The organism is Betaproteobacteria bacterium, assembly GCA_009377585.1.
Taxonomy (GTDB): domain Bacteria; phylum Pseudomonadota; class Gammaproteobacteria; order Burkholderiales; family WYBJ01; genus WYBJ01.
The window spans coordinates 7,269-21,760 of sequence record WHTS01000001.1 but is presented as its reverse complement, the minus strand read 5'-3'; the positions used below and the strand labels follow the sequence as shown (position 1 = coordinate 21,760).

14 protein-coding genes are annotated in these 14,492 nt (G+C 66.2%); 6 read left to right on the top strand and 8 right to left on the bottom strand.

Translation table 11 applies throughout. From position 1 onward, the window contains the following. Positions 1 to 86: 86 nt before the first annotated feature. Positions 87 to 881, top strand: coding sequence for a hypothetical protein (locus GEV05_00105; GenBank protein MPZ41808.1), 795 nt, complete (start codon positions 87 to 89; stop codon positions 879 to 881). Further along, positions 878 to 1,060 (top strand): hypothetical protein, encoded by a 183-nt coding sequence (locus tag GEV05_00100; protein ID MPZ41807.1) that lies wholly within the window; start codon positions 878 to 880, stop codon positions 1,058 to 1,060. Before GEV05_00105 ends, GEV05_00100 begins: the two co-directional genes overlap by 4 nt. 278 nt (positions 1,061 to 1,338) lie before the next feature. Here GEV05_00100 and GEV05_00095 read toward each other — a convergent pair whose 3' ends face one another. Beyond that, complete coding sequence (locus GEV05_00095; GenBank protein ID MPZ41806.1) at positions 1,339 to 2,769, bottom strand: hypothetical protein; 1,431 nt, start codon at positions 2,767 to 2,769, stop codon at positions 1,339 to 1,341. A 160-nt stretch (positions 2,770 to 2,929) separates the two neighbouring features. After that, positions 2,930 to 3,919, bottom strand: coding sequence for a tripartite tricarboxylate transporter substrate binding protein (locus GEV05_00090; GenBank protein MPZ41805.1), 990 nt, complete (start codon positions 3,917 to 3,919; stop codon positions 2,930 to 2,932). A 322-nt stretch (positions 3,920 to 4,241) separates the two neighbouring features. Between GEV05_00090 and GEV05_00085 the strand changes: the two genes are divergently transcribed. The 4 genes from GEV05_00085 (at position 4,242) to GEV05_00070 (ending at position 8,758) form a co-directional block, all read left to right on the top strand. Then, on the top strand, positions 4,242 to 5,459 hold the full coding sequence (locus GEV05_00085; GenBank protein ID MPZ41804.1) for an efflux RND transporter periplasmic adaptor subunit: 1,218 nt from the start codon (positions 4,242 to 4,244) through the stop codon (positions 5,457 to 5,459). Positions 5,460 to 5,674: 215 nt separating this feature from the next. Beyond that, the gene (locus GEV05_00080) at positions 5,675 to 6,379 is read left to right on the top strand and encodes an ATP-binding cassette domain-containing protein (protein ID MPZ41803.1); all 705 of its coding nucleotides are present in this window, start codon (positions 5,675 to 5,677) and stop codon (positions 6,377 to 6,379) included. A gap of 19 nt (positions 6,380 to 6,398) precedes the next feature. Further along, a complete protein-coding gene (locus tag GEV05_00075; GenBank protein ID MPZ41802.1) occupies positions 6,399 to 7,553 on the top strand; it encodes an FtsX-like permease family protein in 1,155 nt (384 codons plus the stop codon). A 38-nt stretch (positions 7,554 to 7,591) separates the two neighbouring features. Then, the gene (locus tag GEV05_00070; protein MPZ41801.1) at positions 7,592 to 8,758 is read left to right on the top strand and encodes an FtsX-like permease family protein; all 1,167 of its coding nucleotides are present in this window, start codon (positions 7,592 to 7,594) and stop codon (positions 8,756 to 8,758) included. 79 nt (positions 8,759 to 8,837) lie between these two features. Here the strand turns inward: GEV05_00070 and GEV05_00065 are convergent, their stop codons facing one another. From GEV05_00065 to GEV05_00040, 6 genes are all read right to left on the bottom strand, one after another. Further along, positions 8,838 to 9,629 (bottom strand): SDR family oxidoreductase, encoded by a 792-nt coding sequence (locus GEV05_00065; GenBank protein MPZ41800.1) that lies wholly within the window; start codon positions 9,627 to 9,629, stop codon positions 8,838 to 8,840. A gap of 112 nt (positions 9,630 to 9,741) precedes the next feature. Further along, the gene (locus tag GEV05_00060) at positions 9,742 to 10,761 is read right to left on the bottom strand and encodes a tripartite tricarboxylate transporter substrate binding protein (protein MPZ41799.1); all 1,020 of its coding nucleotides are present in this window, start codon (positions 10,759 to 10,761) and stop codon (positions 9,742 to 9,744) included. A 50-nt stretch (positions 10,762 to 10,811) separates the two neighbouring features. Next, positions 10,812 to 11,081, bottom strand: a complete 270-nt coding sequence (locus GEV05_00055; GenBank protein ID MPZ41798.1) for a hypothetical protein — start codon at positions 11,079 to 11,081, stop codon at positions 10,812 to 10,814. After that, entirely contained in the window at positions 10,967 to 12,457 is a 1,491-nt protein-coding gene (locus GEV05_00050) for an MFS transporter (protein ID MPZ41797.1), read from the bottom strand. Before GEV05_00050 ends, GEV05_00055 begins: the two co-directional genes overlap by 115 nt. Before the next feature lie 127 nt (positions 12,458 to 12,584). After that, the gene (locus tag GEV05_00045) at positions 12,585 to 13,589 is read right to left on the bottom strand and encodes a tripartite tricarboxylate transporter substrate binding protein (GenBank protein MPZ41796.1); all 1,005 of its coding nucleotides are present in this window, start codon (positions 13,587 to 13,589) and stop codon (positions 12,585 to 12,587) included. Positions 13,590 to 13,740: 151 nt separating this feature from the next. Continuing rightward, positions 13,741 to 14,448 carry a hypothetical protein gene (locus GEV05_00040; GenBank protein ID MPZ41795.1) on the bottom strand — a complete coding sequence of 236 codons (708 nt, stop codon included), beginning with the start codon at positions 14,446 to 14,448 and terminating at the stop codon, positions 13,741 to 13,743. Between the last annotated feature and the right edge of the window lie 44 nt (positions 14,449 to 14,492).

Sequence of the window (14,492 nt, the reverse complement as noted above, 5' to 3'; positions counted from 1 at the left end):
GCGCCTTAAGCTCACGGCCCCAAGCCCGAGGCACGCGTCGACATGGGCACGCCTCAACTGTTCAAACGCCGCGCAGGCGAGTACATTTGGACGACTTCCGGGAGGACGCTGTGCTGGTGATCAGCGAGCAGCATATGGCTGCCCTGCATCGAACTGCTGGCGTGCAGTTCGAAAACGAAATGGTGGCGCACGGCCTTCAGTTCGCTCCGAAGCTCGCCAAGGTGATCGGCGAGGAGCAGCTGCGCCGTGCCATCCGTGCTGGCTCGACGCGTGCGCAGCAGCACGGCTTCACCCAGCGCGGCCCGGTGCGGCTGTGCATCGAAGCGATGTTCCTGTTCGGCAGCGCCTTCGACGACGACCCGCAATATCCCTGGGCCCGCGCCATCCTGCAAGCCGATGCGGAGCAGATGACGCGGGCCAACCGCCTGTACGAAAAAGTGCTCGATTACCAGCAGAAGGTTTCAGGCCCGGACGGCGTCAATACGCGCGAAGCGCTGCGCAAGCTCGCGCAGCTCAGTCAGCGTCCGCCGGCGCCTCCTCACGGCTCCATCGAAGACGGCGTGATGTGGGAGCTTGCGAACGTCTTTCCCGAAAAGGCGGCGTACGCCGGCAAGGAGGCGTTGCGGGGTCTCGTCGCCGAAGGCATTGCAGCCGCCCGCAAGGCCGGCTTCGAAGCGGCGCGCAGCCAAACGGCCGTAGTGATGCTGATGTTCATGTTCGGGCACGGCTGCAGCGACGACCTGCTGTATCCGTGGATCGCCCGAACCCTGCACGACCCGCGCATCGCCGATCCGGCGGTTCGAGCCGATCGACTGGAACGCAAGGCGCTCACCTGGTTGAGTCACGTGCTGGCCGGCCACAAGGAGCGGGCAACGGCATGAGCGAGGAAAAGAAGCCGACCGCGCCTGCCGCCGGTAACGGCGCCGCACCGATCGCCTGCACCACGATCCGACTCCCGCCCGACGACAAAAAGGAAAGCCGCGCGAACCCTGCCGGACGCAACGCGGTAGATCCCGAAACGACCGTGATACCGCCGCAGCATCCGCCGCAGGCGGGTTGAGGCGAATCTTCCCTCACCCCCAGCCCCTCTCCCGGGGGGAGAGGGGAGGGTGAGGCCGGGAATTCGCGGACCATAGCGGCGCGAGCTTCCCGGGCGAGGGGCCCCACTTGTGGGGATCGATCGCAAAGCGAGTCGACGCCAACCGCCGTGTCACCGATCGTCGAGCCTACGACGTAGCTGTTCGAGGCGGTCCGCGCCGGCCAAACGACATCCGCCTGCATGCCGATGCGCGCACTGCAAGTGAGGGAGCGGGCTGTCCGCCATGTGGCGGAAGCTCGCTACGCCCCCGAAAGCGCCCGCGCCAGCACCCGGGCGTCTTGCACTTCTTCCAGGCCGTCGACCAGGTCGATCAGCCGCTCCATGGCGGCTTCGGGCAGCGCGCGGCGCATGCAATCGCGCACCTTCACCAGGTGCTGATCGCGCCCGATCGGATTGCGCGACGAGCCGCGATACGCATCGCAGCGCTCGACCAGTTCGCGTCCGTCCTTCAGTTTCGCCCGCGCCTGCACCCAGGTCTCGAGGGTCGAGGTGGAGATATCGGGGTTGGGCTTGAGGCGGATCTTCTTCAGCGCGGCCTCCACTGGCGCCGAGAACCGCACCGCGTCGGAAAACGAATCGATGCCGACCTGATCCTGGGTGAGCGCCACGGCCGCAACGTACTGGTAGCTGAACTTGCCGTCCAGCCCGGTCTCAGGCGCGGGGCGCGAAAGGCCGGGCCGGCGCGAGGACGCTTCGATCTCGAGCCACTCGACATCGTCGGCGCGAATACCGTGCTTCTCGCGCAAGAGCACCACCGACTCGGTCGCCCATTGCATGTTGATCTGCGCCGGGTAGCGCTTGATGTTGAAGCCGTGCTGCTCCAGGTTCCAGCGGCTGCCCAATCCGTCCAGCAGGTCCTCCCAGACGAACTCGGCGCCGAAGATCGTCTCGACGTAGCCGCGTTCCGTTTCGAAGATCGCATCGTGCGCGGTGAACCCGTCCGCGGCCAGCAGGGCCGCTTCCACGCCCATGCGGCACGAATTGCCCGGATGCGTGCACTTGGTCATGGTGCCGTTGTTGGCGAACAGCGCCCCGGTTCTCGATGCGCCGATGCCGAGCGCCATGCGCACCTTCTGTTCGTCCAGCCCGAGCAGCTTGGCGCAAGCCGTGGCGGCCGACGGCGGACCGTAGATGCCCGGCGGATGGAACGGGCGCGACTCGGACTTGCGCGCGGCCATCGCGATGCGCTGCTGGATTTCCCATCCCACCGCGAACGCGGTCAGCACCTCGCGCCCCGAGGAGCCGTTGACTTCCGCCAGTGCCAGCACGCCGGGCAGCAAGGTCGAGGTGCCGTGCGTCGAGGGAATGCCCTGCGGCTCGTAATCGAGCACGTGCATGGCGGCGCCGTTGGCGAACGCCGCGAGCAACGCATTGGTGCGAAAGCTCGCACCGACCACGGCGCACTCGGGGCGGCCGCCGAGACGCTCGACGTAGCGATGGATGTGGTCCAGCACCGGCTGCTTCGAACCCGCCAGAAGGTTGGCGATCCCGTCGAGAATGATGGTCCGGGTGGCAGCGCGCACCGGCTGCGGGATGTCCTCGTAGCGCGTCGTGGCGATGAAGCGGGCGATTTGCTCGGTGGCGTTGGCGTTCACGTGGCACCTCGTGCGGTGGAACCGGTTCGATTCGGATTGCGACGAGTGTCGCGCCCGCGGGCAGTGGGCGTCAATCGTTCACCGCGAGGTCATCGCTGACAAGGCGGATGCGGGGATGCGGGTTGGCGACCCTGCGCACATCCGAGCCGGCGAACGCCGATGCGCTGCATCGCATCGGGCCACGTGCCCGCGGATGCGGGCGGGGTGGTGTGGATTTAGATCAACGCGCCAGTCGTTACTGCGGCTCGATCCCGGCTTCGCGCGCGACCTTGGCCCACCGGGCGGTCTCGACACGGAAGAACTCGGTGAAGGCAACCGAATCGAGAGGCTCCACGATCACACCCATGTCCGTGAGCCGCTGCTTGAGTTTCGGCTGGGTGAGCAGCTTGAGAACGTCGGTCTCGATCTTCTTCTGGATGGCCTTGTCCAGTCCGACGGGCGCACAGATGCCGTACCAGGAAGAGACGTCGTAGCCAGGCAGGGCCTCCGCGATCGACGGCACTTCCGGCAGCCATTCGCTGCGCTTGGCCGTCGTCACGCCGAGCGCGCGCACCTTGCCCGCTTTGACCGGCGCGATGTAATTGGGCAGGTTCGACATGTGCGCCGAGATCCGGCCGGCCAACAGGTCGTTCTGGGCCAGCGCGGCGCTCTTGTAGGGCACGAACGTGATGTCCGCCTTGGACATGCTCTTGAGCAGCTCGAACGAAAGCTGCGGCGACGAGCCGCGCCCGGTCGAGCCGTACTCGAGCTTGCCGGGATGGGCCTTGGCGAGCGCGACGTACTCCTTGAGGTTCTTCGCCGGTATGCTGGGATGGATCACCAGGATGTTGGGCGACAGGCCGATCCGCGCCAGGATGGCGAAGTCGCGCAGGTGGCTGTACGAAAGGTTCTTGTACAACGCCGGGGCGATCGAATCACCCACGCCGCAGCGGTGCAGCGTGTAACCGTCCGGGGCGGCCTTGGCAACGTAGGCGGGCGCGATCGTATTGCCGGCGCCCGACCGATTCTCGACCACGACCTGCTGGCCCCACATCTCGCTCATGGCAGCGGCCACGACGCGCGTCAATCCGTCCGCCACGCTGCCCGGTCCCGGGCCCAGGAGGAGCCGCACCGGCTTCGCGGGATAGCTCGCAGCGGCGCTCGACTGGGCCAAAGCGGAACAAGCGCCGAACAAAGCAGCAAACGCAAGCGACCCGATGACAACTCGCATGATGACTCCTCGCATTGACAATAGGGGTATGACGAACCGATGGTAGCGCGCCGCGCCGCCTTACGGCACTCGACGCAAGCGATCGCGCCGAAAAGCGAACGCGCGTGCCGCGTATCGGAACGCAGTGGATGCGAAAGTCCGTATGGCGGGCTGTTAGAATCCGGCCACGTGAACGCACCGCAGTCGCGGCGCGATTACATCCGGCCCGAGCGCCGGCGCGAACCGCCTGGGACGCCTCGTCGGCGCCCCTGCGACCCCGCTTCCCCTGCACGTTTTCGGAGGCACGAGGCAGCATGCCGCCAGCACCGCGCTGCCGGCAGCGAGCCCAGAACGAAAGATGGCCCAACCGGATCTGTCCAAGCTGCGCATCGAACGCGGCGCCGGTGCAATGCGCGCGAAACGCCGTTGGCCCCGCCTTATCGGGTGGCTGATCGTGCTCGCCGCAATCGCTGCGGGCGTGTTCTACTGGCGCTCGACCGCGCCGTTGCCGGTCGAGACCTACTCGGTTGCCACGGCGTATCCCTCGCAGGCGTACACGCTGCTCAACGCGACCGGTTACGTGGTCGCGCAACGCAAGGCCGCGGTCGCCTCGAAAGCAACCGGACGGCTCGAATGGCTGGGCGTGCGCGAGGGCAGCAGCGTGCACCAGGGCGAGGTGTTGGCACGCCTCGAGAACCGCGATGTGACCGCGAAGCGCGAGCAGGCCGCCGCCAACGTGAAGCTCGCCCAGGCGAATCTCGAACAAGCGCAGGCCGAGCTGCACGAAGCCGAACGCGCGTTCAAGCGCTCGAGCGACCTGCTCGAGCGCAAGTTCGTATCGCAGGCCGCGCACGATACCGCCATCGCCCGCCTGGACAAGGCGAAGGCCGGGATCAGCGCCCAGCGCGCCGCGATCGCCGTGGCGCAGGCGAACCTGCGCGCGACCGAAGTCGAAGTCGAACAGACGCTCATCCGCGCGCCGTTCGACGGCGTGGTCCTCACCAAGAACGCCAACGTGGGCGATGTCATCACGCCGTTTTCTTCGGCGCTGGGATCGCAGGCGGCGGTGGTGACGATGGCCGACATGTCGACCCTGGAAGTGGAAGCCGACGTGTCCGAATCGAGCGTGGGCAAGGTGCGGCTCGATCAGCCGTGCGAAATCCAGCTCGATGCCCTGCCCGATGGGCGCTTCCGCGGCGTGGTCGCGCGCATGGTGCCGACCGTGGACCGCGCCAAGGCCACGGTGACGGTGAAGGTGCGCTTCATCGACAAGGACCCGCGCGTGCTGCCGGAGATGAGCGCCAAGGTGGCGTTCCTGTCGCAGGAGCTGCCGCCGGAGCTGCGCACCCGGCGCACCGTGATCGATCCCGGCGCCATCGTCGAGCGCAACGGCCGGCGCGTGGTGTACGTCGTGCGCGAGGATCGCGCCATCGAGACCCCGATCGAAGCGGGCGACAAGCTCGGCGACTGGCTCGAAGTGGTCAAGGGCGTCGCGCCCGGCGACAAGGTGGTCGCGAACCCGCCCGAAAAGCTGCACGACGGCGACCGGATCGCGTTGCAGGCCGCTTCGGGCTAGGCTGTTGGAAAAGTCGGCCAAGCGAAGAAAGTCGTCATTCCCGCGCAAGCGGGAATCCAGCAACCGACGGATTCGGATTGCAGCCCAAATCCTGGGCTCCCGCTTGCGCGGGAGGTCGCTTCCGCCAGAGCGGGAGGTCGCTTCCGCCAGAGCGGGAGCGACATCGTTTTTCAATCGCCTGCTGATGCGACGTGCAGGCAGCGAGCTCCGCCGGCATGGATGAAGCGCCGCCTTTCATCGCGATCCATCGTCTGTTCAAGGCGTATCGCCGCGGCGGGCAGATCGTGCCGGTGCTCTCGGACATCACGCTCGACGTCGCGGCCGGCGAGTTCACGGCCCTCATGGGCCCTTCAGGCTCGGGCAAGAGCACGCTGCTCAATCTGATCGCGGGCATCGACAAGCCCGACAGCGGCGAATTGCGCGTCGGCGGCCTCGACATCACCGCGCTGTCCGAATCGGAGCTCGCGGATTGGCGCGCCGGCCACATCGGCTTCGTTTTCCAGTTTTATAACCTGATGCCGGTATTGAGCGCATTCGAGAACGTCGAGCTGCCGTTGCTGCTCACCGCGCTCTCGCGCGCCGAGCGCCGCAAGCGGGTGGATCTGACACTCTCGATGGTGGGACTCGACGATCGCAAGACGCACTACCCTTCCGAGCTCTCCGGCGGCCAACAGCAGCGCGTCGCCATCGCGCGCGCGATCGTCACCGACCCTGCACTCATCGTCGCCGACGAGCCGACGGGTGATCTCGACCGCGTCTCCGCGGGCGAGGTGCTGGGATTGCTGCAGCGTCTGAACCAGGAGCTCGGCAAGACCATCCTGATGGTGACGCACGACGCGCAGGCAGCCCGTTTCGCACGGCGCCTGATCCAGCTCGAGAAGGGCGAGCTCAGCACCCAGCCGCAGGCGTCCGCATCCTGATGGCACGGCCACCCAGCGCATGTTCGTCCTGAAACTCATCGTCCGAAACAGCATGCGCCACCGGCTGCGCACGCTGCTCACGATCGTGGGGCTGCTGATCGCCGTGGTTGCCTTCGGGCTGCTGCAGACGGTCGTCGATGCCTGGTACGCCGGTGCGCAAGCCGCATCCAGCACGCGCCTGGTCACGCGCAATGCGATCTCGCTCGTCTTCCCCTTGCCCTTGAGCTACGAGGCCCGCATCCGCAGCGTGGAAGGCGTCACTACGGTTGCGCGCGCCAACTGGTTCGGCGGCATCTACCAGGATCCGAAGAAGTTCTTCGCCCAGTTCGCGATCTCGCCCAACTATCTCGATCTCTACCCCGAGTTCGTGTTGCCCGATGCGCAGCGCCAGGCGTGGCTACGCGACCGCAAGGGCTGCCTGGTAGGGCGCCAGCTCGCGAATGACTATGGTTTCAAGGTGGGCGACGTGCTGCCGCTGCGGGGTACGATCTTCCCGGGCACCTGGGAATTCGTGATCCGCGGCATCTTCGATGGATCGGACGAAACCAAGATCACCCGCCAGATGATGTTCCACTGGGATTACCTCAACGAAACGGTGCGCAAGTCCTCGAAGACGCGCGCCGACCAGGTGGGCATCTACATCGTCGGCGTCAAAACCCCGGAAAGCGCACCCAGCGTCGCGCGTGCCATCGATGCCACCTTCCGCAACTCGCTGGCCGAAACGTTGACCGAGACCGAGCAGGCGTTCCAGCTGGGCTTCGTCGCGATGTCCAACGAGATCATCGCCGCGATCCGGCTCGTTTCCTACGTGGTCATCGTGATCATCATGGCGGTGATGGCCAACACGATGGCGATGAGCGCGCGCGAGCGGGTCGCCGAATACGCCACGCTGAAGACGCTCGGCTTCCGGCCCGGCTTCATCGCGCTCATCGTCTTCGGCGAATCGGCCGCGATCTGCGCGCTCGGCGGCGGCCTTGCGATCGCGGCCATGCCGCAGGTCGCGGCAGGTTTCAAGCATCTCGCCGGGACGTACTTCCCGGTATTCGAAGTCTCCGGCCTCACCCTCGCGCTGCAAGCGGCCTGCGCATCGATCGTGGCGATTGCCGCCGCAATCGTCCCGGCGTGGCGCGCCTCGCGCGTGCGCATCGTCGAGGGCTTGCGCGCGATCGGCTGACCGGATGCCATCTCCGTGACTGACCGGATGCCCCCTGCGTGAAGATTCCCTTCATTTACGTCGCGCGCAACCTGTGGGCGCGGCGTCTGACCACGGCGCTGACCGCGGGCGGCCTGGCGCTGGTCGTGTTCGTTTTTGCTACCGTGCTGATGCTCGATGCGGGCCTGAAGCGCACGCTGGTAACCACCGGTGAGCACGACAACGTGGTCGTCATCCGCAAAGGTTCGGAAACCGAGATCCAGAGCGGCATCACACGCGACCAGGCCGGGGTGATCGAGACCCACCCGGCGGTTGCGATTGGGCGCGATGGCAAACCGCTGGCCTCCAAGGAGACGGTGGTTTTGATCTCGCTCTTGCGGCGCGGCGACAGCCGCCCCTCGAACGTCGTCATCCGCGGCACGTCGACCACCGGGCTCGCACTGCGCCCGCAAGTCCAGGTGCGCGCCGGGCGCATGTTCCGCCCGGGCACCAGCGAGATCGTGGTGGGCAGCAGCATTGCCGCGCGCTTCGATTCCGCGGCCCTGGGCAGTCGCATGAGCTTCGCCCAGCGCGAATGGACCGTGGTCGGGATATTCGACGCCGGCGGCAGCGGCTTCGACTCCGAAGTGTGGGGCAATGTCGATCAACTCATGCAGGCGTTCCGGCGCAATTCGTATTCCTCGCTGGTGCTGCGCCTGGCGCGCTCGGACCTTTTCGAACGCTTCCGCTCGGACATCGACACCGACCCGCGGCTCACCAACGAGTCCAAGCGCGAGCAGATCTTCTACAGCGACCAGTCGAAGGCGCTGTCCGCATTCATCAATGTCCTCGGGCTTACGCTTTCGATCATCTTTTCGATCGGCGCGATGATCGGCGCGATGATCACCATGTACGCCTCGGTCGCGAACCGGGTGGGCGAGATCGGCACCCTGCGCGCGCTGGGGTTCAAGCGCCGGGCCGTGCTCGGTGCGTTCCTCACCGAGGCGCTGCTGCTGGGCCTGGTCGGCGGTGTGGCCGGTCTGGTGCTCGCCTCGTTCATGCAGCACGCCTCGTTCTCCACCATCAACTTTCAGACCTTCGCCGATCTTTCCTTCCGCTTCGTCCTTACGCCCGAGGTGGCGATGAAATCGATGCTGTTCGCACTCGTGATGGGATTGCTCGGCGGCTTTCTGCCGGCGATCCGGGCGGCGCGGCTCAATATCGTCGATGCGCTGCGGGCGGTGTGACGACTTGCGCGAACACGCGACACCGCTCGAGCTCGATCGGTACAAGGCAACGGCAAGCGTTTATCGGCCGGCGTGATGCTCAGATGCTGCGCGTGCGCCCGCCGTCGACGTTGAGGCACACGCCTGAAATCGCTCGCGCCCGAGCCGACGCGAGAAACACCGCGGCGTCGGAAATGTCCTCCGGCTCGATCACGATGCGCAGCGGCACCTCGTCCAGCAGGCGTGCCTCGGCGTCCTTCTGCGAAAGGTCGTGGTTGCGCATGGTGATCGCCACGAGTTCGTCCCAGCGCCGCGTGCGGGTCGAGCCGGGCGCGATCGCGTTCACGGTGATGCCCTGCGGGCCAAGCTCGTTGGCGAGCGCCTTGGTGACGCTCAGCGTGCCGAAATTGATCGGCCCCGCCATCACCGATTGCGGGCCAGGCTCGCGTCCGCGCGTGCCCGAGATGTTGATCACGCGCGCCTGGTCCGACTTGCACAGGTGCGCCACCGACTCGCGCGTCATGCGGATGAGGCCGATCGGCTTCACCAGGAAGTAACGCTCCCAGGCGTCGTCCGGGATCTCGGCGAGCGTGCCGCGATACGCCCCGCCGGCGCAGTTGACCAGGATGTCGAGCCCGCCGAGCGCGCGCACGCTCGCTTCGACCGCGGGCTGGATGGTCTGCGGCTGCTCGAGATCGACATGCACGGCCGTGCACCGAATCTGCGGATGGGCCTTTGCGATCTCTGCTGCCAGCGCGTTGCAGGCTTCGCGATCCCGCCCAAGCAGCGCCAGGTGCACGCCTTCGGCGGCGTAAGCCAGCGCGATGGTACGGCCGATACCGCGGTTCGCGCCGGAGAGGATTGCCTTGCGATCGGCGAGTGCCAGATCCATGCGTTGTACCCTCGGTGACTTGAAACTGCCGCGGCCCGCGGCAGGAGCGAAAAGGGCCAGGTTCCTCCACGGACACCTGGCCCCGCGCCGCTACGGTCGAAACGCCAGGTTATCACTGCACGACGATATTCGCCGTCTTGATGACTTTCGCGTACTTGCCGACCTCGCGCTTGAACAACGCGTTCAGTTCCTGCGGAGAGCTCGCCACCGGATCGGCGCCCTCCCGCGCCATGAAGTCGAGCACGTCCTTGGCCGCCAAGGCCTTGCGGATCTCACCGTTGATCTTGTCGACCAGGGGCTTCGGCGTCGCGGCGGGAAAGAACATGGCGTACCAATTGTCGACGTCGAACCCCGGGTAGAGCGAGATCATCGTCGGCAGGCCGGGAAACGCCTTCGAAGGCTTCGCCGTGGTAACCGCCAGGCCGCGCACCTTGCCGGCCTTGAGCTGCGGCGTCACCGTGAGCGCGGTCGCGAAATTGAAATCGACCTCGCCGCCGATCAGCGCGGCCATGGAAGGACCGCCGCCCTTGTACGGAATCGGCTCAACCTCGATGCCGGCGGACTGCTTCAGCATCTCGACCGCAAGATGGCTGGTGGTGCCCGCGCCGTTGTGACCCGCGTTCAGCTTGCCGGTCTTCTTCGCCAGCGCCAACAGCGACTTCACGTCCTTCGCCGGCACGCTCGGGTGCACCACGAGCACCAGCGGCACGGACGAGATCCAGCTGATCGGCTGCAGATCCTTCAGCGGATCGATCGCCAGGCGCTTGGCATACAGCGTGACGTTCACCGATAGCGACGCCGTGGTGAACAGGATCGTGTAACCGTCCGGGGGCGACTTGGCCGCAAGCTCGGTGCCGATCAGGCCGCTTGCGCCCGCACGGTTGTCGACCAGGAAGGTCTGACCCATGCTTTCGAAGAACTTTTTGGCGAGGAGCCGCCCCTGGATGTCGGTGCCGCCGCCTGCGGCGAAGGGAATGACGATACGAACCGGCTTGGCCGGATAGGTTTGTGCGTGAATCGGACCGGACAGGACCATCGCGGCCGCGCCGGCCGCAATGCCAGTTGCAAACAGTGCTTGTTTCGAGTGCATTCCTTCTCTCCCTGTTTCCTTTCGATCGCCTTCCGAGCCCATTGGAATGGAATCGCCGTGCTCGAAGGATTGCCGCGGCCGATGCCCGAAAATCAGTGCTGTGCCTTCGCCCGCGATCGTGCGAGCATACACTCGGTGTTCGGAACGTGCAGCAAATGGGAGATCTTGCGCACGAAGTGATCTTCGTCGCGATCGAGCCGGCCATCCGCGTAGGCGACGCGCAATCCTTCTCGACGCGTAATCCTTGTTAGTGGGGCTGACGCTGCGCCGAGTTCCGATGCACGGCCTCGTCCGTGTGCAGCGACAACGGCGCCGCCACGCCCTCGAGCGAACGGCGCTCGGCGTCGACCCCCCAGCACCATGCCACCGCCGCCGCGATCAGCATGAGCACGGTGCCAAGCGCGTAGCCCCAGAAAACCGCGAGGCGCTCGCCGGTGCCGATCAATGCGCCGAACAACCACGGTGCCGCCACGCCGCCCGCCGCGGTGCCGAGCGCGTAGAACACGGCGATCGCGAGCGCCCGCAACTCGAGGGGGAAGATCTCGCTGGCGGTGAGGTATGCCGAGCTCGCCGCGGCTGACGCGAAGAAAAAGATGATGCTCCAGAGGAGCGTCTGCTCCAGCGCGGACAGCACGCCCTGCAGGAACAGGTAGCCGGTGGCGAGCAGCAGCAGCCCGGACAGCGCGTAGGTCAGGGCGATCATCACGCGCCGGCCCACCGTATCGAAAAGATGCCCAAGAAGCAGCGGACCCAGAAAATTGCCGATCGCGAACGGCAGCAGATAGAGCCCCGTGTGCTGCGAGGGCACCGCGTAGAAGCGCGTCAGGACGAGCGCATAGGTGAAGAAGATGGCGTTGTAGAGGAACGCCTGCGAGGTGATCAATACGAAGCACAGCGCCGAGCGGCGCCGGTAGCGGGCGAACATCGTGTGAAAAACGATGCCGAGGCCAGTATGGGTACGCGGCCGAATCATGATCGGGCCTTCCATCGCGGCAGGAAGTGCGGCGCCCGTCTCGCGCGCCACCCGTGCTTCGATGCTCGCCACGGCGTCCTCGGCCCTGGCGTGATAACCGTGAATCGCGAGCCAGCGCGGACTCTCCGGAATGAAGCGGCGCGCAAACAGCACCAGGAATCCGGCCGATGCGCCGATGGCGAAACCGAGCCGCCAGCCGACGTCAACCGGCAGGATCGCGGGATCGAGCAGCACCACGGTCGCAGCCGACCCCGCGACGGCGCCCAGCCAGAAGCTGCCGTTGATGATGAGGCTGACGCGCCCGCGAACACGGGCGGGAATGAGCTCGTCGATGGCGGAATTGATCGCCGCGTATTCGCCGCCGATGCCGAATCCGGTGATTGCGCGAAACGCGCACAGACTGACGAAATCCCACGAGAACGCGGTCAACATCGTTCCCGTGAGGTAGATCGTCATGGTGATGAAGAACAGCCGCGCGCGGCCATGGCGGTCCGTGAGGTGGCCGCAGAAAAGCGCGCCGATGACGGCACCGAGCAGATACGACGAGGCGGCGAAACCGATCTCGGTGCTCGTGAGCCCCAGCGTGCCCGGGTCCTGCAGCACGCCGCTCACCGCGCCTTTGAGCGTTACCTCCAGCCCGTCGATCGCCCAGCTCGCGCCAAGCGCCAGCACCACCAGCCAGTGGAAGCGACTCCACGGCAGGCGGTCGAGCCGTGCGGGGATGTCGGTGGAAAAAGGGTCGAGTCGGCGCTCGGCGGATGGCATACCGCCTCGAATGTTACTCCGGCAGCCCGATTCCGAAACTCGGGAGTTTCACTCGCAGGCCGACTGCGCGCAGGGACTCACGGCGCGCATCCGTCTCTCGGGCAGAGGAACGCGCGCCGATACGACGTTACTTGATCCCCGCCTCCTGGATGAGCTTGCCCCAGCGGCCTTTCTCGACCTTGATGTAGTCCGCGAACTGGGATGGCGACATGTTCCCGGGCTCCAGCGCCTGGGAAGCGTACAGCTTCTTGATATCGGGCCGCGCCAGCACCTTGACGAGTTCGGCGTTCAGGCGGCTCACCACCTCCGGCGGCGTCTTGGCCGGCGCGAGGATACCGAAAAAGCCGACCACCTCGAATCCCGGCAAGCCGGATGCGGCCATCGTCGGCAAATCAGGCATCGCAGGCGAGGGCTTAAGACCCGTGCTCGCGAGCGCGCGCAGCTTGCCGCTTTTCACGAACTGGCTCGACGCCGAAACGTTGCTGAACATGAACGGCACGTGACCGCCCATGATGTCGGTCAGCGCAGGCGCCTCGCCCTTGTACGGAACGTGCACGAACTTCAGTTTGCCCATGGTGGCCAGGAGCTCGCCGGAAAGATGCGGGGTGGTGCCGACGCCGCCCGAGGCGTAATTGATTTCGCCCGGACGCGAGCGGGCGAGCGCGATCAAGTCCTTCACCGACTTCACCGGAAACGACGGATTGACCACGAGGATGAGCGTGCTCGTGGCCACCAGCCCCACGTGCGCGAAATCCTTGAGGATGTCGGGGAAGGTCTTGCGCTCGATCATGACCGAGGTCATCAGCGTCTGCGTGGTCATCATGATGACATGGCCATCGGGCGGGCTCTTGGCGACCACATCGCCGGCGATCTGACTGCTCGCCCCGGGTCGGTTCTCGATCACGACCGACTGCCCGAGACCCTCGGACAGGCCCGGCCCGAGCGCGCGGGAGATGATGTCGGTCGCGCCGCCGGCGGAGAAGCCCACCACCATTCGCACCGGCTTGAGCGGAAATTTGGTCGCTTGCGCAGCAGCGTTCGTCCCGCACGCCACCAGCGCGAGCGCCGTAATCCAATGCGTGCTCCTCATGCCTTTCCTCCTCCCAGTCGAGAACGGGCCGCATACCCGCATGTCATCGTTGCGGGGTTTCCAAAACCACCCGTGCGTCCGGCACGGGCAATCATAGGCTGGAGCTCACTTACCCGCAATGTGAACGAGCTTCTCCAAACACGCTCCGTACGGCGCGCCGAACCGCCACGCTCGAAAGCTGGAGCGAGGCTGGCTACCCGGGCGGCAGCTCGCCGAGCAAGCGGCCGAATCCCGCCAGGCGTTCGCCGCCGAGCTGGTGCGCCACTGCCCATAGCAACGCCTGGCTCGAAGTCACCACGGGCTTGCCGAACTCCGCTTCCCACGCGGCAATCGAAGCCATGGTGGCGAAATTGCCGCCGGGCACGACGAAGGCGTCGATGTCCGGCCGATCGATGCGCACGAACGCTGCGCGCGCATTCTCGGGACCGAGCTTGCCGATCGCGTACGAATCCGTGGCGGCAAAGCCGTCGAGCGCTGCGATGTCGAGCCCGTGCTTGCCGGTGAAGTAGTGGCGAGCGCGCTCGTTGACTTCGGGCGAATACGGCGATACGAGCGCGATGCGGCGCGCACCGAGCGCGCGCACTGCACGGCCGACGGCAAGCGCCGAGGTGGTCGCGGGTACGCCTGCGGCTGCGTGCATGCGCTTGATCGTCGCCTCGTCGTAGTCGTCGGCGAAGAGGCTGGCGGAGGTCTGCAGAAGCGCGACCATCCGCACCTTGGCGGTGGCGAGCAGCTCCGATTGATACGTGACCTCCTCCTCACGCCCCGGCGAGAACGGCCGGCCGGGCGTGCTCGTGCGCACGCGCGCATAGTGCGCCTGGTAGGCCGGCGGCAAGCGCGAGTACTCGGTCTCGGTCGTCGTGTTGGTGGACGGGATCAAAACTCCGAAGTGAATCGTCATGGGTCTCCTCCATGGATTGTTGCAGCCTGTTGATTGCTGCAGCC

Excerpts from the sequence above, each read along its gene's own strand:
- GEV05_00100 (MPZ41807.1), top strand. The coding sequence starts at position 878 with ATGAGCGAGGAAAAGAAGCCGACCGCGCCTGCCGCCGGTAACGGCGCC.
- GEV05_00090 (MPZ41805.1), bottom strand. The coding sequence starts at position 3,919 with ATGCGAGGAGTCATCATGCGAGTTGTCATCGGGTCGCTTGCGTTTGCT.
- GEV05_00085 (MPZ41804.1), top strand. The coding sequence starts at position 4,242 with ATGGCCCAACCGGATCTGTCCAAGCTGCGCATCGAACGCGGCGCCGGT.
- GEV05_00080 (MPZ41803.1), top strand. The coding sequence starts at position 5,675 with ATGGATGAAGCGCCGCCTTTCATCGCGATCCATCGTCTGTTCAAGGCG.
- GEV05_00075 (MPZ41802.1), top strand. The coding sequence starts at position 6,399 with ATGTTCGTCCTGAAACTCATCGTCCGAAACAGCATGCGCCACCGGCTG.
- GEV05_00065 (MPZ41800.1), bottom strand. The coding sequence starts at position 9,629 with ATGGATCTGGCACTCGCCGATCGCAAGGCAATCCTCTCCGGCGCGAAC.
- GEV05_00060 (MPZ41799.1), bottom strand. The coding sequence starts at position 10,761 with ATGGGCTCGGAAGGCGATCGAAAGGAAACAGGGAGAGAAGGAATGCAC.
- GEV05_00055 (MPZ41798.1), bottom strand. The coding sequence starts at position 11,081 with ATGGTGCTGGGGGGTCGACGCCGAGCGCCGTTCGCTCGAGGGCGTGGC.
- GEV05_00050 (MPZ41797.1), bottom strand. The coding sequence starts at position 12,457 with ATGCCATCCGCCGAGCGCCGACTCGACCCTTTTTCCACCGACATCCCC.
- GEV05_00045 (MPZ41796.1), bottom strand. The coding sequence starts at position 13,589 with ATGCGGGTATGCGGCCCGTTCTCGACTGGGAGGAGGAAAGGCATGAGG.
- GEV05_00040 (MPZ41795.1), bottom strand. The coding sequence starts at position 14,448 with ATGACGATTCACTTCGGAGTTTTGATCCCGTCCACCAACACGACGACC.